The 26,880-nt window shown below is 73.9% G+C and carries 25 protein-coding genes and 1 pseudogene; 16 read left to right on the forward strand and 10 right to left on the reverse strand.

All coding sequences use genetic code 11. From position 1 onward, the window contains the following. Positions 1 to 17: 17 nt before the first annotated feature. Both IE260_RS24885 and IE260_RS24890 read left to right on the forward strand, forming a co-directional pair. Positions 18 to 962: an ATP-binding cassette domain-containing protein gene (locus IE260_RS24885; RefSeq protein WP_189875554.1), complete on the forward strand. Its 945-nt coding sequence runs from the start codon at positions 18 to 20 to the stop codon at positions 960 to 962. After that, on the forward strand, positions 959 to 1,768 hold the full coding sequence (locus IE260_RS24890) for an ABC transporter permease (RefSeq protein ID WP_189875556.1): 810 nt from the start codon (positions 959 to 961) through the stop codon (positions 1,766 to 1,768). The genes IE260_RS24885 and IE260_RS24890 overlap by 4 nt, the downstream gene beginning before the upstream one ends. 189 nt (positions 1,769 to 1,957) lie before the next feature. Here IE260_RS24890 and IE260_RS24895 read toward each other — a convergent pair whose 3' ends face one another. The 3 genes and pseudogenes from IE260_RS24895 to IE260_RS24905 form a co-directional block, all read right to left on the reverse strand. Further along, the gene (locus IE260_RS24895) at positions 1,958 to 2,227 is read right to left on the reverse strand and encodes a hypothetical protein (protein ID WP_189875557.1); all 270 of its coding nucleotides are present in this window, start codon (positions 2,225 to 2,227) and stop codon (positions 1,958 to 1,960) included. A gap of 115 nt (positions 2,228 to 2,342) precedes the next feature. Next, positions 2,343 to 3,149 carry an anti-sigma factor gene (locus IE260_RS24900; protein ID WP_189875559.1) on the reverse strand — a complete coding sequence of 269 codons (807 nt, stop codon included), beginning with the start codon at positions 3,147 to 3,149 and terminating at the stop codon, positions 2,343 to 2,345. Beyond that, positions 3,146 to 3,697: pseudogene (locus IE260_RS24905) on the reverse strand (sigma-70 family RNA polymerase sigma factor); the annotation flags it as partial. The pseudogene IE260_RS24905 and the gene IE260_RS24900, both read right to left, overlap by 4 nt. A 200-nt stretch (positions 3,698 to 3,897) precedes the next feature. Here IE260_RS24905 and IE260_RS24910 point away from each other — a divergent pair. The 4 genes from IE260_RS24910 (at position 3,898) to IE260_RS24925 (ending at position 10,418) form a co-directional block, all read left to right on the forward strand. After that, positions 3,898 to 5,433, forward strand: a complete 1,536-nt coding sequence (locus tag IE260_RS24910) for a DUF4331 domain-containing protein (RefSeq protein WP_189875563.1) — start codon at positions 3,898 to 3,900, stop codon at positions 5,431 to 5,433. Between the two features lie 107 nt (positions 5,434 to 5,540). Further along, a complete protein-coding gene (locus IE260_RS24915; RefSeq protein ID WP_189875565.1) occupies positions 5,541 to 7,271 on the forward strand; it encodes a tetratricopeptide repeat protein in 1,731 nt (576 codons plus the stop codon). After that, on the forward strand, positions 7,268 to 8,704 hold the full coding sequence (locus tag IE260_RS24920) for an urease accessory protein UreH domain-containing protein (RefSeq protein ID WP_189875567.1): 1,437 nt from the start codon (positions 7,268 to 7,270) through the stop codon (positions 8,702 to 8,704). Before IE260_RS24915 ends, IE260_RS24920 begins: the two co-directional genes overlap by 4 nt. Before the next feature lie 88 nt (positions 8,705 to 8,792). Then, positions 8,793 to 10,418 carry a serine/threonine-protein kinase gene (locus IE260_RS24925; RefSeq protein WP_189875707.1) on the forward strand — a complete coding sequence of 542 codons (1,626 nt, stop codon included), beginning with the start codon at positions 8,793 to 8,795 and terminating at the stop codon, positions 10,416 to 10,418. A gap of 11 nt (positions 10,419 to 10,429) precedes the next feature. Here the strand turns inward: IE260_RS24925 and IE260_RS24930 are convergent, their stop codons facing one another. Further along, positions 10,430 to 11,236: an SGNH/GDSL hydrolase family protein gene (locus tag IE260_RS24930; RefSeq protein ID WP_189875568.1), complete on the reverse strand. Its 807-nt coding sequence runs from the start codon at positions 11,234 to 11,236 to the stop codon at positions 10,430 to 10,432. Positions 11,237 to 11,878: 642 nt separating this feature from the next. Between IE260_RS24930 and IE260_RS24935 the strand changes: the two genes are divergently transcribed. The 5 genes from IE260_RS24935 to IE260_RS24955 all read left to right on the forward strand — a co-directional run bounded on the left by IE260_RS24935 (position 11,879) and on the right by IE260_RS24955 (position 16,914). Beyond that, positions 11,879 to 12,697, forward strand: a complete 819-nt coding sequence (locus tag IE260_RS24935; RefSeq protein ID WP_189875570.1) for a glycosyltransferase family 2 protein — start codon at positions 11,879 to 11,881, stop codon at positions 12,695 to 12,697. Further along, complete coding sequence (locus IE260_RS24940; RefSeq protein ID WP_189875572.1) at positions 12,694 to 13,683, forward strand: glycosyltransferase family 2 protein; 990 nt, start codon at positions 12,694 to 12,696, stop codon at positions 13,681 to 13,683. Before IE260_RS24935 ends, IE260_RS24940 begins: the two co-directional genes overlap by 4 nt. Continuing rightward, the gene (locus IE260_RS24945) at positions 13,676 to 14,491 is read left to right on the forward strand and encodes a polysaccharide deacetylase family protein (protein ID WP_189875574.1); all 816 of its coding nucleotides are present in this window, start codon (positions 13,676 to 13,678) and stop codon (positions 14,489 to 14,491) included. Before IE260_RS24940 ends, IE260_RS24945 begins: the two co-directional genes overlap by 8 nt. Positions 14,492 to 14,993: 502 nt before the next feature. Then, on the forward strand, positions 14,994 to 16,088 hold the full coding sequence (locus tag IE260_RS24950) for a DUF5925 domain-containing protein (protein WP_189875576.1): 1,095 nt from the start codon (positions 14,994 to 14,996) through the stop codon (positions 16,086 to 16,088). A 16-nt stretch (positions 16,089 to 16,104) separates the two neighbouring features. Then, entirely contained in the window at positions 16,105 to 16,914 is an 810-nt protein-coding gene (locus IE260_RS24955; protein ID WP_189875578.1) for a DUF72 domain-containing protein, read from the forward strand. Here IE260_RS24955 and IE260_RS24960 read toward each other — a convergent pair. Continuing rightward, the gene (locus IE260_RS24960; protein WP_189875580.1) at positions 16,902 to 17,270 is read right to left on the reverse strand and encodes a GntR family transcriptional regulator; all 369 of its coding nucleotides are present in this window, start codon (positions 17,268 to 17,270) and stop codon (positions 16,902 to 16,904) included. The two genes, IE260_RS24955 and IE260_RS24960, sit on opposite strands and share 13 nt — an antisense overlap. A gap of 70 nt (positions 17,271 to 17,340) precedes the next feature. Here IE260_RS24960 and IE260_RS24965 point away from each other — a divergent pair, with 70 nt between their 5' ends. Both IE260_RS24965 and IE260_RS24970 read left to right on the forward strand, forming a co-directional pair. Continuing rightward, positions 17,341 to 18,270 carry a GNAT family N-acetyltransferase gene (locus IE260_RS24965; protein ID WP_189875581.1) on the forward strand — a complete coding sequence of 310 codons (930 nt, stop codon included), beginning with the start codon at positions 17,341 to 17,343 and terminating at the stop codon, positions 18,268 to 18,270. Beyond that, a complete protein-coding gene (locus tag IE260_RS24970; RefSeq protein ID WP_189875583.1) occupies positions 18,251 to 18,751 on the forward strand; it encodes a ribonuclease FAU-1 family protein in 501 nt (166 codons plus the stop codon). Before IE260_RS24965 ends, IE260_RS24970 begins: the two co-directional genes overlap by 20 nt. 10 nt (positions 18,752 to 18,761) lie before the next feature. Here the strand turns inward: IE260_RS24970 and IE260_RS24975 are convergent, their stop codons facing one another. Next, a complete protein-coding gene (locus tag IE260_RS24975; protein WP_189875585.1) occupies positions 18,762 to 19,379 on the reverse strand; it encodes a class I SAM-dependent methyltransferase in 618 nt (205 codons plus the stop codon). A gap of 138 nt (positions 19,380 to 19,517) precedes the next feature. On the opposite strand from IE260_RS24975, the gene IE260_RS42650 reads away from it, so the two are divergent. After that, positions 19,518 to 19,652, forward strand: a complete 135-nt coding sequence (locus IE260_RS42650; RefSeq protein ID WP_268254939.1) for a hypothetical protein — start codon at positions 19,518 to 19,520, stop codon at positions 19,650 to 19,652. Positions 19,653 to 19,662: 10 nt separating this feature from the next. On the opposite strand, the gene IE260_RS24980 is transcribed toward IE260_RS42650, so the two are convergent. Further along, positions 19,663 to 20,124 (reverse strand): GNAT family N-acetyltransferase, encoded by a 462-nt coding sequence (locus IE260_RS24980; protein WP_189875587.1) that lies wholly within the window; start codon positions 20,122 to 20,124, stop codon positions 19,663 to 19,665. A gap of 170 nt (positions 20,125 to 20,294) precedes the next feature. Between IE260_RS24980 and IE260_RS24985 the strand changes: the two genes are divergently transcribed. Beyond that, positions 20,295 to 21,326, forward strand: coding sequence for a lytic polysaccharide monooxygenase auxiliary activity family 9 protein (locus IE260_RS24985; RefSeq protein ID WP_189875589.1), 1,032 nt, complete (start codon positions 20,295 to 20,297; stop codon positions 21,324 to 21,326). Between the two features lie 49 nt (positions 21,327 to 21,375). Here IE260_RS24985 and IE260_RS24990 read toward each other — a convergent pair whose 3' ends face one another. Continuing rightward, positions 21,376 to 21,819, reverse strand: coding sequence for a MarR family winged helix-turn-helix transcriptional regulator (locus tag IE260_RS24990; protein WP_189875591.1), 444 nt, complete (start codon positions 21,817 to 21,819; stop codon positions 21,376 to 21,378). Between the two features lie 86 nt (positions 21,820 to 21,905). On the opposite strand from IE260_RS24990, the gene IE260_RS24995 reads away from it, so the two are divergent. Further along, positions 21,906 to 22,280: a cupin domain-containing protein gene (locus tag IE260_RS24995; protein ID WP_189875593.1), complete on the forward strand. Its 375-nt coding sequence runs from the start codon at positions 21,906 to 21,908 to the stop codon at positions 22,278 to 22,280. A gap of 11 nt (positions 22,281 to 22,291) precedes the next feature. On the opposite strand, the gene IE260_RS25000 is transcribed toward IE260_RS24995, so the two are convergent. Then, positions 22,292 to 23,260 carry a DNA polymerase Y family protein gene (locus IE260_RS25000; RefSeq protein WP_189875594.1) on the reverse strand — a complete coding sequence of 323 codons (969 nt, stop codon included), beginning with the start codon at positions 23,258 to 23,260 and terminating at the stop codon, positions 22,292 to 22,294. Then, entirely contained in the window at positions 23,257 to 26,781 is a 3,525-nt protein-coding gene (locus IE260_RS25005) for a DNA polymerase III subunit alpha (protein WP_189875596.1), read from the reverse strand. The genes IE260_RS25000 and IE260_RS25005 overlap by 4 nt, the downstream gene beginning before the upstream one ends. Positions 26,782 to 26,880: the final 99 nt, after the last annotated feature.

Raw genomic sequence — 26,880 nt, forward strand, 5'->3', positions numbered from 1 at the left:
TGCGCTATGGTCGTCGCATGACTACTACGTACGCTGTACTTAGTGAGGGTCTGGAGAAGCGCTTCGGCGCCGTGCACGCGGTCAGAGGACTGGACCTCGCGGTGGCCGAGGGCACGGTGTGCGGGGTGCTCGGGCCCAACGGGGCGGGCAAGACCACGGCCGTGCGGCTGCTGACCACGCTGCTGCGGCCGGACGCGGGCTCGGCCCGGATCGCCGGGCACGACCTCGTCCGGGAGGCCGCCGCCGTCCGGCGCAGGATCGGCGTCACGGGGCAGTACGCGTCGGTCGACGGGGACCTCACCGGACGCGAGAACCTGCGGCTGTTCGCCCGGCTGCACCGGGTGCGGGACGCCTCGGCGCGGGCCGCCGAACTGCTCGACCGTTTCGGGCTGACCGAGGCCGCGGACCGGCCGGCGTCCACCCTGTCGGGCGGCATGCGCCGGCGCCTGGATCTGGCCGCGAGCCTGATCCGCCGGCCCGAGGTGCTGTTCCTGGACGAGCCGACGACCGGGCTCGACCCGGCCAGCCGGAACCGGATCTGGGACGCCGTGCGCTCCCTGAAGGAGGAGGGCACGACCGTGCTGCTCACCACGCAGTACCTGGAGGAGGCGGACCGGCTCGCCGACGACATCGCCCTGGTGGACCGGGGACGGGTCGCCCACACGGGAACGCCGGCCGAGCTCAAGGCACTGGTCGGCGCGCACGCCGAGGCGGTCGTCGCGGACGCGGACGCCATGACGAGGGCGGCCGCCGTCCTCGACCGGCTCACCGGCGCCGAGCCGGTGCTCGACCACGAGCGCCGCGCCGTGGGCGCGGTGAGCACGGACCCGACCCTGACCCTCCCGCGCCTGGTGCGCGAACTCGACGCGGCGGGCGTGCCCCTGGTGGACGCGAGCCTGCACCCCCCGACCCTGGACGACGTCTTCCTCCGCCTCACGGACAGCAAGGAGCTCACGGCATGAGCGCGGTCGGCACGAGCACAGCGGCGTACGACCTGGTGCACGACGGCACCGCGATGCTGGGGCGGCAGCTGCGGCGGATGCGGAACAACCCCGGACTGCTGATCCTCACCCAGACGATGCCGATCACGATGCTGCTGTTCTTCGGCTACGTCTTCGGCAGCGCGCTGGCGATGCCGGGCGAGCAGTACCGGTCGTTCCTACTGCCGGGCCTGCTGGTCGCCACGGCCGCGAACGGGATCATGACCGGCATGTTCCAGGCGGCCCAGGACACGCACCGGGGCGTGACGGACCGCCTGCGCACGCTGCCGGTGAGCCGGGCGGCGGTGCCGCTCGGGCAGTCCGTGGCGGACGTCGTGGTCACGGCCGCGGGGACGGTGCCGCTGCTGCTGGTCGGGCTCGCGGTGGGCTGGCGGGTCGAAGGCAGCGCGGCCGGGGCGGTGACGGCCGTCGGCCTGTTACTGCTGTTCCGGTTCGCGACGACGTGGGTCGGGATCTTCCTGGGGCTGCTCACCCGCAACGAGGAGGCCGCCGGTCAGCTGGGCGGCGCGACCTTCATCCTGCCGCTGCTGTCCAACGCGTACATCCCCGCCGAGGGGCTGCCGGGCTGGCTGCGGACGGTCGCCGAGTGGAATCCGATCAGCGCGGTGACCACGGCCCTGCGGGACCTGTTCGGCAACGCTCCCGTGCCTCAGGGGGCCGCCTGGCCGGTGGCGCACCCCGTCGCCGGGTCGCTGACGTGGTGCGCGCTGCTGCTGGCCGTGTTCGTGCCGCTCGCCGTGCACCGGTACGCGCACGGCGAGCGGTGACGGGACCGAGGGTCCGTCGGACACCGAAGGGACCGGGATTCGTCTCCGTCACCGCCGGGCGGGGATACGGCACGGACGGGGACGTGCCCGCGCTCGGGAGCACACCGGGGCGCCGCTGCGTGCCGTGGGGATGACGGACGGGTGCGCGGCGCCGTGCCGGGATCGGTGTGACCGCCGGAGCGCGGGCCCTCAGTTGCCGCCGAAGAGCGAGCGGCGCAGTCGACGCAGTGGCGCGAAGAGCGAGACGTGGCGCACCCGAGCGCCCCGGCCGCTGCGCTCGCGCCTGGTGTCACGCGCGGTCAGCTCACGCATCAGCGAGGTGGCCTCGACCGTCTCGCGCTGCGGGAGGGCGGGCCCTCCGAGCACCGAGAGATGGCGGTCGAGACGCGAACTGGTCGCGCTGCTCCCGCAGGTGATCGCAGGGACCCTGGCCCTGCTGCGCACTGTTATCTGTTCCATGTCACTCCCCACCCGTACGAGTCCACCCGGCCCGGGCAGGGTAACCCTATCGCCCCCTTGGGGCATGCGTGTATCGCGGTCACAGGATTCACCTTCCCCGTAAGGGTGTTGACGATTACTCTCCGAATCCAACAGATTCCAGGGCGAGTTGGACTACCGGCGGGCTCGTGGGCCGGGCCGACCCGCCGTCAGGCTCCACGGTCACGGCGAGTGACGTCGCGGTCCGGTCGAGGCCGGAGGCGAGCAGGGGCGTGTCACCGTCGAAGAGCCCGAGCGAACGCGGCTGCGCGCCGGGGCGCATGAGCCACAGCTGGTGCACGCGGTCACCCGCGGGGTCGCCGTATCCGCTGAGGGTGACGACCACCTTCCCCTCGGAAGCGGAGGCGATCGCTCCGATCCCCCGGCCGCGATCGTCCCGTCCGCTCGTCGCGCGGGCGTCCGGAGCGGCGAGAACGTGGGCGATCTCACGCGCCCGGTCCCGCGCGGTGTCCAGCTCGCCCTGGGTGCGGTTCGCCTGGACCGCGAAGAGCGAGGCGACGACGAGGGCGGCGGCGGCCGTCGCCGTGGCGAACGGCACCAGCAGGGGGCGCGGCCGGGGCGCACGGGAGCGGGCCTGCGGCGGCTGGACGCCCCAGACATGGGGCGGCAGCCGGAACGCGCGCCCGGGCGCGGGGTCCTGCGGTGTCGTGCGTACGGCCGCCAGGACGCGGTCGCGCAGGGCGGCCGGCGCGGGAGCGGCCGTGGACCAGGCCAGGCGGACCGCGTCCTCGGACAGGGCGCGCACCTCGGCGGCGCAGCGGTCGCAGTCGTCCAGGTGCCGTTCGAAGCGGACCCGCTCGGCGGGTTCCAGGGCGTCGAGCGCGTAGGGGGCGGCGAGCGAGTGGAGGTCGCCGCGGCGCAGCAGCCGGCCGAAGAGGCTCATGCCACACCTCCCAGGCAGTCGCGCAGGCGGTTCAGTCCGTCTCTCATCCGTGTCTTCACCGTGCCCAGTGGCAGGGAGAGCCGCTCGGCGACTTCCCGGTAGGTGTAACCGTCGTAGTAGGCGAGCGTGACCGACTGGCGCTGCAGGGCGGTGAGGCGGTCCAGGCAGCGGCGCACCCGTTCGCGTTCGAGTCCGGCCTCCACCTCCTCCAGGACCTGGTCGAAGGCCGGGTGGTGGGCACGCCGGGCCTCGCGCTGCTCGCGTTCGCCCGCGGCGCGGGCGCTGCGCACCCGGTCGACGGCCCGGCGGTGCGCGAGCGTGAGGATCCACGACAGGGCGCTGCCCCGGCGCGGGTCGAACCGCGCGGCGGACCGCCAGAGTTCGAGCAGCACCTCCTGTGCCACCTCCTCCGACTGCGCCGGGTCGCGCAGCACGCGCCGCACCAGCCCGTACACGGGCCCGGACACCAGTCCGTACAGCTCCTCGAAGGCCTTCTGGTCACCGCCCGCCACGAGCGTCAGGAGCTCGTCCGCCTCCACTCGGTCCCCCTCTCTGCGGGCCGCGTCCGGCCCTCGGCGTCACCGTCGGACGGGCGCAGCGGCCACGTCCTCCGGACGGGGTTACGGATCAGCCGGCCGAAAACGCGGGTCTCAGGGGCACGGAATCGGTTTTCGGGTCCGACCAATCCGGACCCGCCGGCGCTCCGAATGCCGGTGCGTCAGGCAAGTCGGCACTGAGGACGGACGGCATGACACCTTTCTCCAGGAGCGGTGGTCCGGGGCGCAAGGGCCTCGCCACGCTGATCTGTGGCGCGCTGGCCGCCGGAGGGCTCGCGGCCGCCGGCGTGACCGCGCTGGAACCGGGGGCGGCCTCCGCCTCCAGCCACCGGGAGGCCCCGCTGATATCGGGGACCCCGCAGTACGACAACACGGACCTGTACGCCTTCGTGAGCCCGGACCGGCCGGACACCACGACGATCGTCGCGAACTGGACCCCGTTCGAGGAGCCCGCCGGCGGGCCGAACTTCTACCCCTTCGCCGAGGACGCCCAGTACGACCTGCACATCGACAACGACGGCGACGCGCAGGGCGAGCTGCTGTTCCGGTACACGTTCAGGACCCACACGAAGAACGACAAGACGTTCCTGTACAACACCGGCCCGGTGACCGGTCTCGACGACCCGGACCTCAACATCACGCAGACGTACGACGTCGAGCTGATCAAGCTGCACGAGCAGAAGGTGACGTCGCGGACGAAGGTCGCCGACGACGTGCCCGTGGCACCGTCGAACGTCGGCAAGGCGTCGATGCCGGACTACGACACGCTGCGCGAGCAGGCGATCCACCGACTCGCCGGCGGGGGCCGGACGTTCGCCGGCCAGGCCGACGACCCCTTCTTCCTGGACCTGCGCGTCTTCGACCTGCTGTACGGCGGGGACCTGTCCGAGGTCGGCAACGACACCCTCAAGGGCTACAACGTCAACTCGATCGCACTCCAGCTCCCCACCGGGATGCTCACCGAGTCGCCCGGGCAGCCGGTCGTCGGCATCTGGTCGACCACGCAGCGCAAGAACGCCCAGGGGCACTTCACCCAGGTCTCGCGCCTCGGCAACCCGCTGGTGAACGAGGTGGTCAACCCGCTCGAGGACAAGGACGCGTTCAACGCCTCCTCGCCGTGGGAGGACGCGCGGTTCCTGCCGAACGTCACCAACCCCGAGCTGCCGAGGCTCGTCGAGGCGATCTACAGGATCGAGGCACCCGCCGAGCCGCGCGACGACCTCGTCGACGTCTTCCTCAAGGGCGTCGAGGGCCTGAACCGGCCGCCGCACGTGACCCCCTCGGAGCAGCTGCGCCTGAACACGTCGATCGAGCCGGCCGCCGAGCCGAAGCGGCTCGGCGTTCTCGACGGCGACAAGGCGGGCTTCCCGAACGGGCGCCGGCTGACCGACGACGTGGTCGACGCCGCGCTCCAGGTCGTCGAGGGCGAGCTGGTCGGTGCCGAGAACGACCTGGGTGACGCGGTCGACGCCAACGACCGGGAGTTCGGGCGGTCCTTCCCGTATCTGGCGAACCCCACGGAGGGTTCGCGGGGGCCGCTCGCCGAGGGCGTGGGCGACGCCAACGACGTACGCAACGGGCTCGGCGACGCGCTGCGTCCCGCCGGTTCCTCCGGCTCCGACGACACCTTCCTGATCGCCGCCTCCGCGGGAGCCGGAGCGGTCGGGATCCTGCTGGTCGGCGCGGCCCTGGCGTGGTGGCGCCGCATGCGGGACCGGGCCTACTGACCGGTTCCGCCCTCCGACCGGCGCGACCCGTTCCTTCCCCTCCCCCACGGCGGGTCGCGCCGCCCCGCGTCCCGCTCCCGTTTCCGTTACGTCGCTCGAGGAGAGGCATGGCCCCGCGTACGCACGACAGCGCCCCTGAGAACGAGCGGCCCGAGGCGCCCCGTCCGGGCCCGCCGCCACCGCCTGCCACCCGGCCGGGCAGCACCGACGCGACGCCGGCGGCCTCCCGCCCCCGGTCGCGCCGGCCGGCGGCCACCGGCTCGCCGGGGGACGGGACGCCCGGAGAACGCGGCGCCGGGCCGCACCCGCACACCGACGGCACCGGATCCCACGACACGGCACCCACCCACCGCGGCGACGGATCGCGGCCTCCAAGCCCCGGCACCCAGCCCCGCAACACGACGCCCACCGGCCCCGACGGCACCGCACCCGGCGACACGGCACCCGCCGACCCCGACGCGGTAGCGGCTGCCGAGGGCACGGGAGGCGGGGACGGGAGCGTTGCCGCCGGGCGGGGCGGGCGTGGGCTGCGCCTAGCCGGATGCGCCGCGTTGCTGGCCGTTGCGCTCACCGCGGGAGCGGTCGCGGTCGGGGACGTGCGGGACGGCGGGGGCGCTGCGTCGGCCGGTGCCGCCGCCGTACCGGAGCCGGGTCCGCCGGCCGGCGAGGACCTGGACGCGGACATCGGCGCCCTGCAGACGCGGCTGCGGTCCCGGCCGCAGGACTTCGGCGGCTGGGCGACCCTCGGCCTCGCCCACGTCGAGAAGGCCCGCACCGACGGCGATCCCTCGCGCTATCCACGGGCCGAGCATGCCCTGAAGCGCTCCCTGGAACTGGAACCCGGCAACGACCGGGCCCTCGCCGGCCACGCCGCCCTCGCCGCCGCCCGGCACGACTTCACGGGCGCCCTGCGGTACGCAGATCGGGCCCTGGAGAAGAACCCGTACAACGAACGCGCCCTGTGCGCACGGATCGACGCCCTCGTCGAGCTGGGCCGCTACGACGACGCGGCCGAGGCCGCCGACACCGCCGACTCGAGGCGGCCGGGCGTGCCGGTCTTCACGCGGTACGCGTACGTCCAGGAGCTGCGCGGCGACGTGGGCACCGCGCGCCGGGTGCTGGAGCAGGCGCTCGCCGGCGCCGCGTCCCCGGCGGACGTGGCGTACGTCGCCACCGAGTTGGGCAACCTGGCCCGCGACCAGGGCGACCAGCGGACCGCGCTGCGCCACTACGCCCGTGCCCTCTCCGCCGACGACGCCCATCTCCCCGCCCTGGAGGGCCGCGCCCGTGCCCGGGCCGCGAGCGGGGACCGCGGCGGGGCGGTCGAGGACCTGGAGAGGGTGGTGGCCCGCTCACCGCTGCCCGGCCCGCTCGTCGCCCTAGGCGAGTTGTACGAGGCCGGCGGCGACCGGGAGAAGGCCCGTGAGCAGTACGCCCTCGTCGACGCCTGGACGGCACTCGCCCGCGCGGGCGGCGTCGACGCGGACCTCGACACCGCGCTCGCCGCCGCCGACCACGGCGACGAAGGGGAGGCTCTGGGCGCGGCCCGCGCCGAGTGGGCCCGCCGCCGCACCGTGCACACCGCGGACGCCCTCGCCTGGGCGCTGCACGTGGCCGGCCGCGACGCGGAGGCCCTGCCCTACGCCCGCCGGGCCACGTCCGGCGGTTACCGCAACGCGGCCTTCCTCCACCACCGGGGCATGATCGAGCTGGCCCTGGGCCGGGAACAGGACGCGCGGCGCCATCTGCGGGCGGCACTCGAACTGAACCCCGGCTTCTCCCCGCTCGGCGCCCGCGAAGCCCGAACCGCCCTGAGGGACCTGGAGGCGGCCCGGTGAGCCCCCGCCGTCTCCTGGCGCGCGGCGCGGCCCTCCTCACCGCCGCCTGCGCCCTCGCCCTGTCCCCTCCGGCCCCCGCGAGCGCTCATCCGCTCGGCAACTTCACGGTCAACCGCTACGACGGTCTGGTCGCCGCCCCCGGCGAACTGCGCGTCGACCACGTGGAGGACCTTGCCGAGATCCCGGCGACCCAGGCCGGCCCGGACGTCGAACGGCTCGGCACGGCGGAATGGGCCCGGCGGCGCTGCGCGAAGGCGGCGCGGGACAGCCGGCTCACCGTCGACGGTCGTAGGGTCGCCCTCACCGCGCGGCGCAGTCACGCGCGCGTGCGGCCCGGTCAGGCCGGGCTCGACACCCTGCGCGTGGAGTGCCGGTTCACGGCGCCGCTTCCCGGCTCGGCCACGGTGAGCGTGGGTTTCCGCGCCGCCGGGACCTCCTCGGGGCCCGGCTGGCGGGAGATCAGCGCACGCGGCGACCGTATGACGCTCACCGCGTCGGACGTGCCGCGGTCCTCGGCCTCGCGGGAACTGACCCGCTATCCGCAGGAGTTGCTCTCCTCCCCGGCCGACACCGCCACCGCCTCCCTGCGGGTGCGGCCCGGCGGCCCCGCCCTGGACGCGCAGCGGCAGGACGACCCGGCCGCCTCCGTCCTGCCGCGCGGCGCGGACCGCTGGACCCGGGCCCTGGACTCCCTGGTCGCCCGCCACGACCTCACCGCCGGCTTCGCCGCCCTGGCACTCGCCGTCGCGGTCGTCCTCGGCGCGGCGCACGCGCTCGCGCCGGGGCACGGCAAGACCCTGATGGCCGCGACGGCAGCCGCCCGAGGCGGCCGGGCCCGGCTGAAGGACGTCCTCCCCCTGGCCGTCTCGGTGACGGTCACCCACACGCTGGGCGTGGTCGCCCTCGGCCTGCTGGTCACGGCCGGCTCGGCCGCCGCGCCCACGGTCGTCGCCTGGCTCGGCATCGCGAGCGGCGTCCTGGTGACCCTGGCGGGCGCGAGCCTGGTACGCCGTGCCCTGCGCCACCGGGGTCACGGGCACGCCCACGGGCATGAGCACGGCCACGGGCACCACACCCACCCGGCCGCGCCCTCCCTGCGCGGCACGGTCCTCCTCGGTCTCGCCGGCGGGCTCGTGCCCAGTCCGTCCGCCGTGGTGGTGCTCGTCGGCGCCGCCGCCCTCGGCCAGGCGTGGTTCGGACTGCTGCTCGTGGTCGCGTACGGCGTGGGGCTCGCCCTCACCCTCACCGCGGCCGGTGTCGCGGTCGTCCGGCTCGGCGGCGGCGTGACCCGCGTGCTGCGGCGCCGTCCCCGCTGGGCCTCGGGGCCGCCGGCCGACCTGGTGCGCCGGGCGGCGCCCCTGGGTTCGGCCTTCGTCGTGGTGGCCCTCGGGGCCGGATTGGTGTTCAGGGGGGCGGCATCAGCACTCGGTTGAGCTACTTTGGGGAGAATTGCGGGGAGAAACCGTGCGAGACGTCGACGTCTAGGGGGCGCCGGTGTTCGAGGAACCCGGCAGTGAGCGTGTGATCGCCGGCCGCTACCGTCTCCTGTCCCCTCTGGGCGAGGGCGGCATGGGCACCGTGTGGCGCGCCCGCGACGAGGTGCTGCACCGCGAGGTCGCCGTCAAGGAGGTGCGCGCGCCCGCCGGGCTGCCGGACGCCGAGGTGCGGCGGATGTACACCCGGCTGGAGCGCGAGGCATGGGCCGCCGCCCGGGTCGCCCACCACAACGTCGTCACGGTGTACGACGTGGCCACCGACGGCGGCCGGCCCTGGATCGTGATGGAGCTGGTCCGCGGACTGTCCCTGGCCGACCTGCTGGACGCCGAGGGCCCGCTGCCGCCGCGCCGGGCCGCGCACATCGGCGCCGAGGTGCTGGCCGCGCTGCGGGCCGCGCACGCGGCGGGCGTGCTGCACCGGGACGTGAAGCCGGGCAACGTGCTGCTGGCGAACGACGGCCGGGTGGTGCTCACGGACTTCGGGATCGCCATGGTCGAGGGCAGCTCCGCGCTGACCATGACCGGCGAGGTCGTCGGCTCGCCCGAGTTCCTCGCCCCGGAACGGGCGCTGGGCCGCACGCCCGGTCCCGAGTCCGACCTGTGGTCGCTGGGCGTGCTGCTGTACGCGGCGGTCGAGGGCGCCTCGCCCTTCCGTCAGGACACCCCGCTGAGCACGCTGCGGGCCGTCGTCGACGAGGAGTTGCCGCCGCCGCACCGGGCCGGTCCGCTCGCCCCGGTCGTCGAGGGCCTGCTGCGCAAGGACCCGGCCGAACGGACGCCCGCCGAGCGGGCCGAGCGGGAGCTGCGGCTGATCGGCGCCGGAGGTGTGCCCTCCGGCGGAGGCACCCCGCGCGCGGACACGGCGCCGGCCGCCGTGTACGCCCCGACGGTCTCGGCCCGCCCCGGGCAGGGCACGCCGACCCCGCCGCAGCCGGTCCCGTCGACGGGGCCGGAGCCCCGGACCGCCGGGACGAGCACGGCCACACGGCCCCGACGGGACCGGCGGGCGGTCGTCGTGCTGGTCCTGGGGCTGGCCGCCCTCGCGCTGGCACTGGGCGGGCTGACGTACGCCCTGCTGGACCGCGGGGACGGGGACGGCGGGGAGGAGGGTGCGGGCGGCCGGCGGAGCGCGGGGGTGACGTCGTCCGCCCCGAGCCGGTCGGAGCCCGGTGAGGAGCCGAGCCCGTCGACCGGCACCGGCGGCGGGGGTGGCGGGCACGGTCCGGAGAGCTCTCCCGCGCCGCAGTCGGTGCGGGTGTCCGTGACGGGTTCGCGCACCGCGTACGAGGGGGCCTGTCCGCCGCCGCACGCGCAGTCGCCGGAGTTCACGGCGACGTTCACGGTCGGACGGCTGCCGGCGCGGGTGGACTTCCGCTGGGTGACGCGGGACGGGGCGGTGTCCGATCCCGGGTGGCGGACGCTGGAGTTCCCGGCGGGCGGTGGCCGCTCCCGGCAGGACACGGTGATCGTGACCACGGAACTCACGAGCGGCGCGCTCGAGAGCGCGGTCCGCGTCGACGTCCGGGAGCCGGTGGACACCACGTCGAACTCGGTGGCGTTCTCGGTGCTGTGCGGGACGGAGACCCCGACGGGCGGGGCCTCCGCTTCTCCTTCTCCTTCCGCTTCTCCTTCCGCTTCGGCGTCCTACTGACGGGGTGACGGTCAGGCGGCGGTGGTGAGGACCGGCAGGTAGCCGCCCGACTGCCCGGCCGCGGTCGGGTGGTAGGACTCACCGATGTTGAGCCAGTTCACGCTGTGCAGCCAGGAACTGCCGGAGCAGATCTCGTGGCCGGTGAAGGTGTTGCGGACGTCGCCGAAGGTGAAGCCGTGAGCGGCGGCGCGCTGGGCGATGGCGCTGTTGAGGTGGTCGGCGGCGTCGTTGATCGCCTTCCGCTTGGTCTCGGAGAGGCCGAGGCAGGAGGTGCCGAGCTTGTAGAAGCGGGGGTAGCCGATGACGACGACGTGGGCGCTCGGCGCCCTGTTGCGGATGGCCGAATAGACACCGTCGAGGTTGCCGGGCAGCGTCGAGTCGACGTACGCCCTGGCGGTGGCGATCCGCGACAGGCAGGAGCTGTCGGACTGGAGCACACAGGTCGTCATGACGTCGGCGAATCCGGCGTCGTTGCCGCCGACGCTGATGGACACCAGTGACGTGGCGGAGCCGAGGGGGCCCAGTTGTCCGGCGAGAACATCACTCGTACGGGCGCCGGAGCAGGCGGTGAAGTCGAACGTCGAGGGTGAATGGGCGGCGGCCCAGAGGTACGGGTGGGCCTTCGTGCTGCGCTTGCAGTCGCCGCTGGAGCTGATGTAGCTGCCCGCTCCGACCCCCGAGGAGTAGGAGTCGCCGAGGGCCACATAGCCGCCGGCCGCGGCGGGTTGGGCCGCCTGTGCGGTCGCGGCACCGGTGAGGGCGGTGCCGACGGCGAGGAGAAGTGAGGTCAGGTAGCCGACAAGTCGGGAACGTCTCATGGAACCTCCCTTTAGCAGGATCTCTGCCTCAACCGTCGTATCAGCTACGCGTGTTGACGGGTAGTGTCCATGCCAACAATGCCCATACAGACTCGTTCAAACTCGGACGAATTTCAGTCAGGACATCCATGCCGCCTTGACGGCCCGCACGGGGCTGCGCGACATTGAGGCCCGGCATCCGGGGCTTCGGGGGGCAATTCGGCCATGCACGCCATAGGCATCAAGACAGGCTCAACGGACGTGCCGTACGAACCCGCCTCCTGCGAAGCGCGGATGACAGGCAAACCAACAAAAACGTGAGGCCACGTTCCAGGCCTTGCCATACGGGTTCAATCATCAATACCGTCGTACATCTCACCCGCACCGGTCTGTCAGCTAGCGGCTCTAGGGGAGGGCTCAAGGACCGCGACGGCCCGGGCGGGGCGCGGTAGGGGGGTGCCGTGCTCGGTGACCGCGTTCGTGACCGAGTCGTGCCGCGCGGCCGGCTGCCGTTTTCCAGGCGCCGGCGGGCTTTGCCAGCTCGCCTGGCACGTACGGGGATTCATGCCGTCGTGCTCTGGGTGAGAACCCCCCTTTCGAACCGGATTCAGAGCCGGACCGCCCCTGGGGCGGGCGGTCCGCCGGACGAGAGGGACCAGACTCATGAGCTCAGTTCTGCAGCCGGCGAGCACGGACAATGATCCGTCGCCCGCCGGGAAGTACCGGCCCGTCTCCTCGCACCTGGCCATAGCGCCGCCGGTGAGCGTGGTGATACCCGCCATGAACGAGGCGGAGAACCTTCCGTACGTCTTCAAGACGCTGCCCGACTGGATCCACGAGGTCGTCCTCGTGGACGGCAACTCCACCGACAACACCGTGGAGGTGGCGCGGGAGCTGTGGCCGGACGTCAAGGTCGTCGAACAGCGCGGCAAGGGCAAGGGGGACGCGCTGATCACCGGTTTCAAGGCGTGCACCGGTGACATCATCGTGATGGTCGACGCCGACGGGTCGGCCGACGGCCAGGAGATCGTGTCGTACGTCTCCGCCCTCGTGTCGGGCGCGGACTTCGCCAAGGGCTCCCGTTTCGCCAACGGCGGCGGCACCGACGACATGACCTTCATCCGCAAGCTCGGCAACCGCGCGCTGTGCGCGGTCGTCAACCGCAAGTTCGGCGCCCGCTACACCGACCTGTGCTACGGCTACAACGCGTTCTGGCGGCACTGCCTGGACAAGATCGACCTCGACTGCACCGGCTTCGAGGTCGAGACCCTGATGAACATCCGGGTCGTCAAGGCCGGGCTCAAGGTGCAGGAGATCCCCAGCCACGAGTACCTGCGCATCCACGGCGTGAGCAACCTGCGCGCCGTGCGGGACGGGCTGCGGGTGCTCAGAGTGATCCTGGAGGAGCGTTCCAACCGGCGTGCGCTGCGCAGCCGTACGCACTCGCCGATGCTCGACACGGTCCGGGGGAAGGTGTCTTGAGCGGTCCCGACATCTCCGTCGTGATCTGCGTCTACACCGAGGACCGCTGGGAGGACATCCTCGCGGCGGTCTCCTCGGTGCTGGCGCAGTCCCACCCGGCCCTGGAGACGCTGCTGGTCGTCGACCACAACGAGGCGCTCCGGGACCGGCTGGCCAAGGAGTACAAGGAGGCCGGGGACGTGCGGGTGCTCGCCAACGCGGGCCCCCGCGGCCTGTCCGCCGGCCGCAACACCGGCATCGCCGCCTCGCGCGGCGAGGTCATCGCCTTCCTCGACGACGACGCCGTGGCCGAACGCGACTGGCTCAGGCACTTCGCCGCGGGGTTCGCCGACCCGAAGGTCATGGCCGTCGGCGGGCGCACGGTGCCGATCTGGGCGTCGGGCCGCCGGCCGGCCTGGTTCCCCGAGGAGTTCGACTGGGTGGTGGGCTGCACCTACCGCGGGCTGCCGCCCGGCCGGGTCCGGGTGCGCAACGTACTCGGCGGCAACGCCTCCTTCCGTCGTACGGCCTTCGACGCGGCGGGCGGCTTCGCCACCGGCATCGGGCGCGACGGCGACAAGCGCCCGCTGGGGTGCGAGGAGACCGAGCTGTGCATCCGGCTCTCCCGCGCCCGCCCCGACGCCGTACTGCTGATCGACGACCGGGCGGTGATCCACCACCGGGTGCCCGAGGCACGGGAGCACTTCGGCTACTTCCGCACCCGCACCTACGCCGAGGGCCTGTCCAAGGCCCTGGTGGCCCGGAGCGTCGGCGCGGACAAGGGGCTGGAGTCCGAACGCCGGTACACCACCCGGGTTCTGCCGGCCGGTGTCGTGCGCGGGCTGCGGGACGCCGTGCTGGCCCGGCCGGGCGGCGCGGGACGGGCGGGTGCGATCGTCGCCGGGGTGCTCACGGCGGCGGGCGGCTACGTGGTGGGGAGCGTCCGGGCGCGGCGCGGCGGTGCCACGTTCTCCGTGGCGCCGGTCGGGGAGGCCGCACATGACTGAGGCTCACCCGGCCGACGCGCGCGTGCCGGTCCTGATGTACCACGCGGTCGCGACCGACCCGAACGACGCCACCCGTGTGCTGTCGGTGTCCCCGGAGGCGTTCGCCGAGCAGATGGCGGTGATCGCCGACCGGGGCCGCACCCCGATCGGCACGGCCGACCTGGCCGCCGCCTGGCGCTCCGGCCGCCCGTTGCCGAAGCGGCCGGTCCTCATCACCTTCGACGACGGCTACGAGGGCGTGCACGGGCACGCCCTGCCCGTGCTGGCCAAACACGGCTTCGCGGCCACGGTGTTCGTCTCGACCGGCTGGCTGCGCGGACCGTACGACACCGGGGGCGCGCTGGACACCATGCTCGACTGGGACCAGGTCCGCGACCTTGCCGAGGCGGGCGTGGAGATCGGCGGACACAGCCACACGCATCCGCAGCTCGACCAACTGGGCGACGCGCGGCTGCGGTTCGAGCTGATCCACTGCAAGGAGATCATCGCGGACCAGCTGGGCACCGTCCCGGCCTCGTTCGCCTACCCCTACGGCTACTCCGACCGCCGGGTGCGGGAGGCGGTGCGCGAGACGGGGTACGCGCAGGCGCTCGCCGTGGGGAACGGCCTGGCGCACCGCCGTCAGGGGCCGTACGCACTGCGGCGCGTCACCGTGCGCCGCAGCACGGGACTCGACGAGTTCGAACGGCTGGTCGAGGGGCGGGCGATCGGCCGCACCTTCGCCCGGGACCGCGCCCTCACCAAGGGCTACGCGGTCGTCCGACGGGCGCGGCAGCTGCGCGGCCGGCTCCCCGGCGCCGGTACCTGACCGCCGTCGACCGGCGCGATCCGGCCGCCCCGGCACGGGCTCGGTGACCGCGCGCGGCGATGCGGCGCCAGATCCTCCGACCCGGCGCCGACGCCGCGCGCACCGCACGGCGGCAACGCCGCGACCCGGGCCGGGGGGCCACGCCAGGCCGACGCAACGACACCAAGCCGAGCCGGCACCACGCCCCGGCACGACAGAGGCGACCGGGCCGGCGGCCCTCCCACACACCCCGACACGGCGGGAACAACCGGACCCGGGCCGGTGCCGCGCCGCGGCGACGCTGTGGGGGCGAGGCGGGTCGGTGCCGTGGTCCGGTGGGGCGGCCCGGTGAAGGCCGCGGGCCCGGATGGCGCGCGGGGAAGGGCCGTTCCGGGGCGGTGGGCGCGCACGCGCGGCCCGGTGTCCTGCGGAGGCTACCGCGGGGGTCGGTGGCCGGTACCGCAGGTGTCGCGTGCCCGGGAAACCGGGTGCACGCGGCGGTCCTGTGCCGGATCATGGCGGCATGTCCGCGAACCCACACGACGCCCTGCCGATCCGGCTCAACGTCGACGACAGCGACTCCCCCTCCGATGTCGTCGACGCGCTGTTCCTCGGCCGTTTCGCGACGGGCGAGCAGCCGTACGCGCACGCGGCGAACATCGACCGCGTACGGTCCGGGGCGACGCTCCTGCCGCCCGGAGCGCGCGTGCTGCGGGCCGCCCGCGACGCCGACCGCAGCGCCACCCTCGCGGAGGGCGACGGCTGGACGCTGCTGATCTCGCGCTGGAACCGCGGCGCCGACGTGACGGTCACGGCGACCAGCGCCGAGCTGGCCGAGAAGGTGCTCGGCGACGCGACGGACGGCGCGGCGGACGAGCCCGAACCGCAGCCGGAGAACGTGACGATGGGCTTCTGGTACGTCTCCCCGCGGCGCGGCCCGCACCGCACCACCCGGCAGATCTCCGCGGGCACCTGGGACGAGGTCCGGGCCAACTACACCGCTCCGGTGGCTCAGGCCATGGACCGCCTGATGAAGACGACCCCCGAGGACATCGCGGGCCGCCTGCTGCTCCTGCACGGCCCGCCGGGCACCGGCAAGACCTCGGCGCTGCGGACACTCGCCCGGTCCTGGCGGGACTGGTGCCAGGTGGACTGCGTGCTGGACCCGGAGCGGCTCTTCTCCGACGTCGGCTATCTGATGGACATCGCCATCGGCGAGGAGGACGCGGCGGGCAAGGGCCGCTGGCGCCTGCTGCTCCTGGAGGACTGCGACGAGCTGATCCGCGGGGAGGCCAAGCACACGGCCGGGCAGGCGCTGTCGCGGTTGCTGAACCTGACGGACGGCCTGCTGGGCCAGGGCCGCAACGTCCTGGTGGGCGTGACCACCAACGAGGACCTGGAACGGCTGCACCCCGCCGTCGTCCGCCCCGGCCGCTGCCTGGCCCGCATCGAGGTCGGTCCGCTGACCCGGCGGGAGGCGGTGACCTGGCTGGGCACCGAGGAGGGCGTCGGCCGCGAGGGCGCGACGCTGGCGGAGCTGTACGCGCTGCGCCGGGGCACCTCGCCGACCGCGCTGCCGGAACCCCGGGACGGGGCGGAGGCGGGACTCTACCTGTAGCTGCTTTGATGGGGGTATGACCCTGTTCGTCGGCACGTCGGGCTGGCAGTACCGGGACTGGCGGGACGTCCTGTACCCGCCCGGCCTGCCCGTCCGGCTGTGGCTGGAGCGGTACGCGGCCGGCTTCGCGACGGTCGAGATCAACAACGCGTTCTACCGGCTGCCGACGCGGGAGACCTTCGAGGCATGGCGGGAACGGGTGCCCGCGGATTTCGTGGTCGCGGTCAAGGCGAGCCGCTACCTCACCCACATCAAGCGTCTGCGGGACCCCGAGGAGCCGGTGCACCGCCTGATGAGCCACGCTGCGGGCCTGGGCGACCGCCTCGGTCCCGTCCTGCTGCAGCTGCCGCCGACCCTGCGGGCCGACCCCGGGCTGCTGGACGCCTGCCTGGCGTGTTTTCCGCCGGGCACGCGGATCGCGGTGGAACCCCGGCACGAGTCCTGGTGGACCCCCGAGGTGCGGGAGGTCCTCACGTCCCGGGGCGCGGCGCTGTGCTGGGCCGACGTCCTGGCCCGCCCGGTCACGCCCCTGTGGCGCACCACCGACTGGGGCTACGTCCGTTTCCACCAGGGGCGCGCCGCCGCCTGGCCGCACTACGGCAGCCGGTCCCTGCGGACGTGGGTCGACCGTGTCGCGACGACCTGGGCGGACGAGCACGACGTGTACGCGTACTTCAACAACGACCCGAACGCGGCGGCGGTGGGGGACGCGGAGGTCTTCGCCCGAGCGGCGCGGACGGCGGGCCTGACGGTCACCCGGACGCCGGCCACGACGCAACCGCCGACAGGTGCCGCCCCTGTCCGAAAGCGCGCTCAGTCCCCGTAGGCCGCCCGCAGGGCATCCCGAACGGCGGCCAACGCGTCACCTTCCGTGAGTCCGAGCCGCCGAGCCCGCTCGGCATAGACCTGCGCGGCCGACGCCGACTCCCGCTCGGCGGCCGAGCCCGCGGCCGCGACGAACGTCCCGTTGCGCCCGCGCGTCTCGATCACTCCGTCCGCCTCCAGGGCGCGGTACGCCTTGGCGACCGTGTTCGCGGCGAGCCCCAGGGACTCGGCCAGACCGCGCACGGTCGGCAGCCGGTACCCGACCGGCAGCGCCCCCGACCGCGCCTGCTCGGAGATCTGCGCGCGCACCTGCTCGTAGGGCGGGGCACCGTCGTCGATGTGGATCTGCAAGGTCACGCGGCGATTGTCGCGCACCCGGCGGAAAATGGGAGGCACCGGGGCGCCGGCCGCCGTAGCGTGCGCCCCCATGACCGTCCTTGTACGCGACCTGCGTCCCGACGTCCCGGCCGATGTCGAGGCGTTCGCCCATGTCCGTCATCTCGCCCTGCCGTTCATCCTGTGGACTCCGGCCGCCGTCGTCCACCACCTGGTCCACACCCATCCGGAGGTCCGGAGCCGCTCCTTCGTCGCGGAGGAGGACGGGGAGACGATCGGCACGGCCCAGGTCGGGCTGGTCCACGACAGCCCGGAGCCCGGCCAGGCGTACCTCAACATCTACGTCCACCCGGACAGGGTCCGGCGCGGCGCCGGCGGGCTCCTGGTGCGGACGGCCGAGGAGTACCTGGCCGCCGAGGGGGCGACGAAGCTGTTCGCCTGGGTGCTGGACGAGCCCGCCAACCGTGCCTTCGCCGAGGGGCGCGGCTACGAGCGGCGGCGCTCCGCCCACTTCCTCCGGCTGGACCTGGCGAACGGCACGCTCCCGCCGCTGCCGTCCCCGCCCGCCGGCGTGGAGCTGCGCACCGCGGCCGACTACGCGGACGATCCGCGCCCGTTGTTCAGGCTGGACGCCGAGACGATGGCGGACGAACCCGGCGACGTCGAGACGGAGTTCACCGACTACGAGGCGTGGCTCGCCGAGACCTGGCGGCATCCGCTGCTGAACCACGACCTGACCACGGTCGCGGTCGTCGACGGCCGTCCCGTGGCCTTCAGCTCCGCCTTCACCGACGGCCGCGAACGCTACTCCACCGCCATGACCGGCACCGCCCGCGCCTACCGCGGCCGGGGTCTTGCCAGGCTCGTCAAGACGGCCTCCCTGCACCGGGCCCGCGCCGCCGGGTACATGGAGGCCTTCACGGGCAACGACACCGGGAACGCACCGATGCTCGCGATCAACAAGCGGCTCGGGTACGAGATCTGCGGAACGGAGGTGCGGTATGTCCGCGAACTCGGCTGAACGGCAGGCCCGGGTGGAGGTCGTCCTGGTCAAGGCGGGCCGTACGAAGATCCGCTACGAGAGCGCGCTCCTGCACGACGACGGCACCCGGATCGCCGTCCGTGCCCCCTGGGCCGGTGAGGGCGTCCGGGACTTCGGCTTCGTGCGTTTCGAGGCCGGTGACGTCTTCACCGAGTACTACTGGCGCGACCGCTGGTACTCCGTCAAGGAGGTCCGCGCCGGTTCGGGCGCGCTGAAGGGCTGGTACTGCGACGTCACCCGCCCGGCCGTGCGCACCGGTGCGGAGCTGGTCGTGGAGGACCTCGACCTGGACCTGTGGCGCTCCGCGGACGGCACGGATGTACGGCGGCTGGACGAGGACGAGTTCGCCGAGAGCGGGCTCGCGGAACGGGACCCCGGGGCCGCTGCCGCAGCCGTGGCCGCGCTGGACGAGCTGGAGCGGCTGGCCCGCGGGGACGGCTTCGCGGCGCTGCTGGCGTAGGAGTGCCGGGTCAGGCCGGCTCCGCGACCACCGCGTACCGCTCGTCGTCGACCTCTCTCCCCCACAGCGACGCATCGTCCGACAGCCGCTCCACGCGCACCCGTCCGGCGAGCGGCGTGAGGAGGGCGGTGAGCCGGTCGGCGGGTATGCCGACCGGGGCGACGGTCCCCCACACGCCCTCGACCAGGACCAGCCTCCCTCCCGGGCGCAGCAGCTCCCGCCAGTGCCGCAGCGCCCGGCCGGGGTCGGGCAGCGTCCACAGCACGTGCCGGACCAGGACGGCGTCGAAGCGTTGCTGCCCCACCGGCGGTGCCGCGGCGTCACCGGTCAGGAACACGGCGTCACGTCCGGCCAGTTTGGCCCTGGCCCGCTCCACCATGGCCGGGGACCGGTCCACGCCGGTGACGCGGTGTCCCTGTTCGGCGGCGAGCAGCGACAGGCTGCCGGTGCCGCAGCCGGCGTCGAGGACGTCGCCCGGCCGTGCGGGCAGCCAGGAGCTCAGCCGGCGGGCCCAGGCACGGCGGACGCCGGCGTCGCGCAGGCCGTGGTCGGGCTCGTCGTCGAAGACGGCGGCCTGCGCGTCCCAGTCGACACCGGGCGGAGTCGTCCCGTCACTGTCGTTCGTCATGCCCCAAGGGTGACAGCCGCCACTGACAGTCGAATCGTGACGGCCGCCACTGACAGACCTGTGCCGATGAGGAACTCTCGCGAAAAGGGTCTACCTCCGTGAGAACACGGAACCCGGTGGATCCGTGAGGAGGCAGCCATGCGCCGTGTGACCGTGCAGAAGCCCCTGAAGAAGACGGACGCCCGCCGGGTCCGGGAGGAGGCCGACGAGCGCCCCTCCGGGCGGCCGGAGGTCCGCAAGGACATCGCACGCACCTGGTGGCCGGAGGGCTGAGCCGGTCCGTTCACGAGACACGTCGGAGCAGCTTCTTGCGGTAGTGGATGCGGTCGTAGGGCCCGTCCACGCGGCGCTCCACGACCTCGTACCCGTACTTCGGATAGATCTCCTGGTTCTCCCACATCATGGCGTTCGTGTAGAGCCTGACCTCGGGCAGTCCCAGCGCACGCGCGTGCGCGTCCACGAATCCCAGCAGCCGCCGCCCCACGCCCGTGCCGTGCGCGTCGGGGCGGACGGCGATGCTGTCGAGGAAGAGGTGGTCCGCGAACGCCTCGACCACGACGAGGCCCACCACGGGGTCACCGGTGACGTACACCTTGCCCTCGGCCACGTTCGCGGCGTGGTCCGCCTCCATGGGTGCCGGCACCACGCCGATGCGCTCGACGTAGTGGTGGTAGGCCGCGTCGGTGACGGCTTTCACCGCGGGCACGTCGGCGGCGGCGGCCGGCCTGATCTCCTCGTTCGTCATGCGGGGAACGGTAGCTACCTGAGCGCAGCCTGAGCACTCCCTTAACGCGACCATAAGGATCTCCATCACCCGCCTCCAGCAGGCGATTTCGCGGTCTCCTGGGGCTAGCTTGCTGATCAACCCCACGGGTTCCGGCCCCCGTTCCCAGTGACCGTTTCGAGGAGTTCCCCATGCCCGCATCCCGCAGGGTCGCCGCCGTCGCCGTCGTCGGTGCCGTCCCTCTCGCCCTGAGCGCGCTGACGGCCGCGCCCGCGTCCGCGCACGGCTCGATGGGCGACCCGGTCAGCCGGGTCTCGCAGTGTTACGCCGAGGGGCCCGAGAGCCCCCGGTCGGCCGCGTGCAAGGCGGCGGTCGCGGCGGGCGGCACGCAGGCGCTGTACGACTGGAACGGCATCCGCATCGGCAACGCCGCCGGCAAGCACCAGGAGCTGATCCCGGACGGCAAGCTGTGCAGCGCGAACGACCCGCAGTTCAAGGGGATGGACCTGGCTCGCGCCGACTGGCCGGCGACCGGCGTGAGCAGCGGCTCGTACACCTTCAAGTACCGCGTGACCGCCCCGCACAAGGGCACCTTCAAGGTGTACATCACCAAGCCCGGTTACGACCCGTCGAAGCCGCTGGGCTGGGGCGACCTGGACCTGTCCGCCCCGGTGGCGACGGTCACCGACCCGGTCGCCTCGGGGGGCTTCTACACCTTCTCCGGCACCCTGCCCGAGCGCTCCGGCAAGCACCTGCTGTACGCGGTCTGGCAGCGCTCGGACAGCCCGGAGGCGTTCTACTCCTGCTCGGACGTCTCCTTCGGCGGCGGCAGCGGTGGCTCCGGTTCCGGCGAAGAGGCGGCGGGAGGTGCCGCCCCGGCGCCGACGGCCTCGGCTCCCTCCGAGGAGCAGATCGCCGCGGCGGCCGACAAGTCGACGATCGAGCACCGAGGCCACGGCGACCAGGACGCCGCCACGACGACGGATCCGACTGATCCGGCGGAGTCGGCGGAGTCGGACGAGGCGACGGAGGCCGCCGCGGCCGGTGAGCCGAACCAGGTCAAGGCCGCCGGCGCCACCACCGGGAACCTCGCCGAGACCGGCGGCGACAGCAGTACGCCGTATCTCGCCGTCGGGGGCGCCGCCGCCCTGGCGCTGGGCGCGGCGGTGCTGTTCGCGTCGGTCCGCCGGCGGGCGCTGGGCGGCGGCCGGCACGGCCGCTGACCCGGACAGCCGGGGGCCGTCCGGCGGCTCAGGCCGGACGGCCCCCGGCTCACCAGGCGGGCCTGATCGGGCCGCCCGGCGCGATCCGCAGCAACCGCTTGCGCAGGACGCGCACTTCGCCCTCGCCGATCAGGTCGGCCCAGGCCCGCACGGCCTCCGCGGCGGCCTCCTCCGCCGCCCGGGTGCAGGCCCATCCCCGCTCGGTCAGGACGACGAGCCGGGCGCGCGCGTCGTCCGGATGGGGCCGGCGCTCGACGTACCCCTTGCGGGCCAGCTCGTCGACGAGCTGGCTCGCCGCCTGCTTGGTCACCCCGAGGTGCACGGCGAGGTCGGTGACCGTCGCGCCGTCCGGGGCGAGCCGGGTGAAGGCGAATCCGTAGGCGGGGCGCCCCTCGAAACCGCGGGCGACGACACCCTCGTTGATGCGCTGGGTCAGGTCGCCCGCGGCGGCGAGCAGGGCGGCGGTCAGGGTCAGGGCCTCGGAGTTCTGCACGCCCGCATTCAAACACCCTTGACCGATTGGTCAAGCTGCTTGACCATGTTCAGATAGTCAAGCTGCTTGGCCTATGGAGGTCCGCCATGCCCGTCGTCCGCTCGTCCGAAGCCGTCACCCACGAGATCCACGGCGCCCGCTTCGTCTCGTACGCCACGCCGCTCACCGGCAGCAGGGAGCTGTGCGCCTGGCGGGGCGAGATCCCCGCGGGGACCCGGGCGCCCGCCCACACCGTCAACCGGGAGGAGATCTTCCACCTGCTCACCGGAGAACTCCTGATCACCCTCGACGGCCGCACCGAGCGCGTCACCGCGGGCGACACCGTGATCATCAACCGCGGCTCCACGCTCGCCGTGGAGAACCCCACCGACCGGCTCGCGACCTCCTGGGTCACCACCTCCGTGGGCCTGGAGGCGGAGCTCGCCGACGGGACGCGGCTCGCGCCCCCGTGGGCCAACTGACCCGCGGGGCGTCATGCCGCCAGCGACCCCGGCATCACCGCCCTCGGTCCGAACTTCGCCCGCGCGCGGTCGGCGGCCTCCTCGATCCGGCGGACCTTCTCGTCCACCGGGTCGAAGGTGAGCTGGTGGGAGGCCTGCTCGGCGGGAACCAGGCCCTCGACGCGCAGGGCCAGCGAGCGGACCCGGGCGCGCTGCAGGCCGAGCGCCTCGTACATGCCGTAGGCGGTCCGCGTCAGCGCGGCGGAGTGCGCCGTCGGCTCCCCCAGGGTGCGGCTGCGGGTCGTGGCGGACCGGTCGGCGTAGCGCACGGTGAGGGTGAGGGTGCGGCAGACCTTGTCCACGGCGCGCAGCCGGGCGCCCAGGTCCTCGGCGGCCGACAGCAGGGCGCGGCGGTGCCGGTCGGGGTCCAGTTCGTCCCGGGTGAAGGGGCGCTCGGTCGCCAGCGACCGGGAGACGCCGTTCGGGACCACCCGGCCGCGGTCGATGCCCTGCGCCTTCTCGTGCAGGTCGCGCCCGGTCTTCGCGCCGACCAGGCGCTGGAGCGTGGACAGCGGCGCGGTGGCGACCCGGCCGAGGGTGTCCAGGCCGTACTCGCACAGGGTGCGGGCGGTCGCGGGACCGACGCCGGGGAGCGCGGCGACGGGCTTTCCGGCGAGGAACTCATCTGCCGTGCCCTCGGACACCGCACAGGTCACCCCCGGCCGGGCGTCCCGCAGCGCCATGCGGGCCAGCATCGGGCCCGGTCCGGCACCGATCACGCAGTCGACGCCGTGCAGCGCGAGGGCCCGGACGCGGATCACCGACGCCAGCTCCACGGCGCTGCGCCCGAAGTACCGCTCGGCGCCCCGCAGATCGGCCAGCGCACCGTCCGGCGGCAGCGCCTCGACGACCGGCGTGAACTCCTCCAGCAGCCCGAGCAGCTGGGGCAGGGCCGCCTCGTACATCGGCGGCAGCTGGAAACGTACACAGAGGATGGTCATCCCGCACTCCCCGGACTCTGGTGCCACAACTTCCTTCCGACCGCGGGCCCTTCGCCCGCGGGGCGCAGATCGGCCCAGGGGTGCATCTCGTACCCCGTGGGCAGGCGGATCCTGCGCTGCTCCATCGGGTCCCGGGCCGCGGAACCCGCTGGCGCGGGCCGCCCGTCCGAACCGGCGAGCCGTCGCCGGGCCGGGCCCTCTGCGTCGTCGGGTGCCGCCCCGGTGCCGGGCGCCTCGGCCAGCCTGGCCGCGACGCCCTCCAGCCCCTCTTCCCGGCGTACTTCCAGCAGGTCGGCGAGGTTCCAGGCGGCGGCGCCCACCACGCTGAGGCTGCGCGGGCCGCGGCGCTGCACCACGCCGCGCACCAGCAGCAGCCAGGAGTGGAAGACGGTGTGGGCGCAGGCGTCGTGGGAGTCGTCGAAGAAGGCGAGGTCGACCAGGCCGGTGCCGTCGTCCAGCGTGGAGAAGATGACCCTCCTGCCGGACCGGATCGGCGGGGTCTGGGTGGCCGCCTTGGCGCCCGCGACCAGCACCGTCTCCCCGTGCCGCGCATCACGCAGCCGCCTGGCCGGCATCACGCCCAGCTCGTCGAGGAAGGTGCGGTGGTCGTCCATCAGGTTGCGCGAGGCGTCCATGGACAGCACGCCCAGTTCGGCGCTGAGCTTCTCCGCCGAGGTGAGGTCGGGCAGTCCGGCCGGGGCCGTCCTCCGCCCGCCGGCCAGGGGGAGCTGGTCGCCGCGTCCGCCCCGGGCGCCGCGGTGCAGCTCGGTCAGATGGAGTTGCAGGTCGCGGCGGTTGGCGCCGAACGCGTCCAGCGCGCCGACCTGGGCGAGCCGGCCGGCGAGCGGGCGGCTGGGCCGGGCCCGTTCCCAGAAGTCGAGCAGGGAGGCGTACGGCTGACCCTCGGCGATCCGCGCGGCCTCGGCCTCGCTGATGCCGTGCACGTCGGAGAGGGCGAGGCGGAGTCCCCAGACCTTCGCCCCACGCGATTCAGACACCAGTTCGATCCTGTGTGCGGCCCCCGACTTGTTCACGTCCAGCGGCAGGATCGGCACCCCGCGCCGCCGCGCGTCCGCCAGCAGCAGCCGCTTCGGGTACATGCCGGGGTCGTGCGTGAGCAACCCGGCGTAGAAAGCGGCCGGGTGATGGGCCTTCAGCCAGGCGGACTGGTACGTGGGGACGGCGAAGGCGACCGCGTGCGCCTTGCAGAAGCCGTAGGAGCCGAACGCCTCGACGATCTCCCAGGTCCGCTGAATCGTTTCCGCGTCGTATCCGTTCGCCGCCGCGTGCTGCGCGAACCAGACCTTGATCCGCCCCTGCGACTCCGGGTCCGACAGCCCGCGCCGCACCCGGTCGGCCTCGCCGCGCCCGCAGCCGGTCATGATGTCCACGATGTCGATGATCTGCTCGTGGAAGACCACGACGCCGTACGTGCCCTTCAACGGCTCCGCCAGGTCCGGGTGCGGATAGCGCACCGGCGCCCGCCCGTGCCGCGCCTCGATGAACGGCCGCACCATGTCGGCGGCGACCGGACCCGGTCGGAAGAGGGAGATGTCGACGACGAGATCGTGGAACGTGGCCGGCTGGAGCCGCCCGACCAGGTCCCGCTGCCCCGGTGACTCGATCTGGAAGCAGCCCAGCGTCTCGGTGGAGCGGATGAGCCGGTACGTCGCCGGATCGCCGTCCGGCACCGCGTCCACGTCGACCCGCTCCCCCGTCGCCCGCTCCACCTCGGCGACCGCGTGCGCCATCGCCGACTGCATCCGCACGCCCAGCACGTCCAGCTTGAGCAGCCCGAGGTCCTCGACGTCGTCCTTGTCGAACTGCGCCATGGGGAAGCCCTCGCCGCTGGTCGGCATGACCGGCGTACGGGACAGCAGGGAGGCGTCGGAGAGCAGGACGCCGCAGGGGTGCATGGCGACTCCGCGCGGGAGGGCGTCGAGGGCCTCGACCAGCTCCCACAGCCGTCCGTACCGCTCCTTCTCCCCTGCCAGCGCCTTGAGTTCGGGCAGTTCCTCCAGCGCCGCGCGGGCGTCGCGGGCGCGGATGTGCGGGAAGGACTTGGCGACGCGGTCGATCTCGGCCGGGTCCATGGACAGCGCGGCACCGACGTCGCGGATGGCGTGGCGCACCCGGTACGTCTCCGGCATCGCGACCGTCGCGACCCGCTCGGTGCCGAACCGGTCGATGATCGCGCGGTAGACCTCCAGGCGGCGCGCGGACTCCACGTCGATGTCGATGTCGGGCAGCACGACCCGCTCCTTGGACAGGAAGCGTTCCATCAGCAGCCCGTGCTCGACCGGGTCGGCGTGCGCGATGCCGAGGAGGTGGTTGACGAGCGAGCCCGCGCCGGAGCCACGCGCGGCGACCCGGATGCCCATGTGCCGTACGTCGTCCACCACTTGGGCGACGGTCAGGAAGTAGGAGGCGAAGCCGTGGTGGGCGATGATGTCCAGCTCGTGGTGCATCCGCTCCCAGTACGCGCGCCGCCGGTCGTAGCCGCGCAGCACCATCCCGGCCGCCGCCCGGGAGGCGAGCGCGCGCTGGGCGGTGCGGCGGCCGGCGCCGACGAGGTGCGGCTCGGGGAAGTGGACGGCGCCCATGCCGAGGTCGTCGTCGGGGTCGACCAGGCATGCGGCGGCCGTCTCCTGGGTCTGTTCCAGCAGGCGGTGGGCGGCCTCGCGCCGGAAGCCCGCGGCCTCGACCACCCGCTCGGCGACCTGCCGCATGGCGCCCGCGTCCTTGAGCCAGGCCTCGCCGGAGTCCAGTTCCTTGGCCGGGTCGATCGGCACCAGGCGGCGTGCCGCGTCCAGCACGTCGGCGACCGGGCCCAGGCCGTGGTCGGCGTACCGGACGGCGTTGGAGAGCACGGGGCGGACACCCTGCTCGGCGGCGAAGCCGACGGTACGGGCGGCCAGGCGCAGGGAGCCGGGGCCGGTGCCCTTGCGGCCGTGCCAGACGGCCTCCAGGCGCAGGGCGTCGCCGTACACCTCCCGCCAGGGGGCGAGGAGCCGGACCGCGCGGTCGGGGCGGCCGGCGGCGAGGGCGCGGCCGACGTCGGAGTCGGGGCCGAGCAGGACGGTCAGGCCGTCGGCGTGGTTGGCGGCCCAGGACAGCAGCGGGGGGCCCTCGGCGGTGTGGGCGGCCGACACGAGCCGGCACAGGTCGGCCCAGCCGCGGGCGCCGTCCCGGGCGAGGAAGGTCACACGGGGGGCCGACTCGTCGACGAAGGCGCCTCCGCGCACGGGAGCGCGGCGCCGGTCCCGGCGCACGGAGGTCTCCGTGCGGTCGGCCCCGGGCTCGGGGGCCGACACCGCCAGCTCCGCGCCGAACAGCGGACGGACGCCCGCCTTCGCGCACGCCTTGGCGAAGCGGACCGTGCCCGCGAGGGTGTCGCGGTCGGTGAGGGCGAGGGCGTCCATGCCGCGTTCCAGGGCGCGCTCGGCCAGCCGCTCCGGGTGGGAGGCCCCGTATCGCAGGGAGAACCCGGAGACGGTGTGCAGATGCGTGAAACCCGGCACACGCACCTCCCGCACTGGCGAGCTCCGACGTCATATCGAACGTCTGTTCCCAACAACCTCACCCCCACCATAGACCAATTTTCGAAAGCATGTGCGACA

Origin of the sequence: Streptomyces viridiviolaceus, from assembly GCF_014650995.1 — a bacterium.
GTDB lineage: Bacteria > Actinomycetota > Actinomycetes > Streptomycetales > Streptomycetaceae > Streptomyces > Streptomyces viridiviolaceus.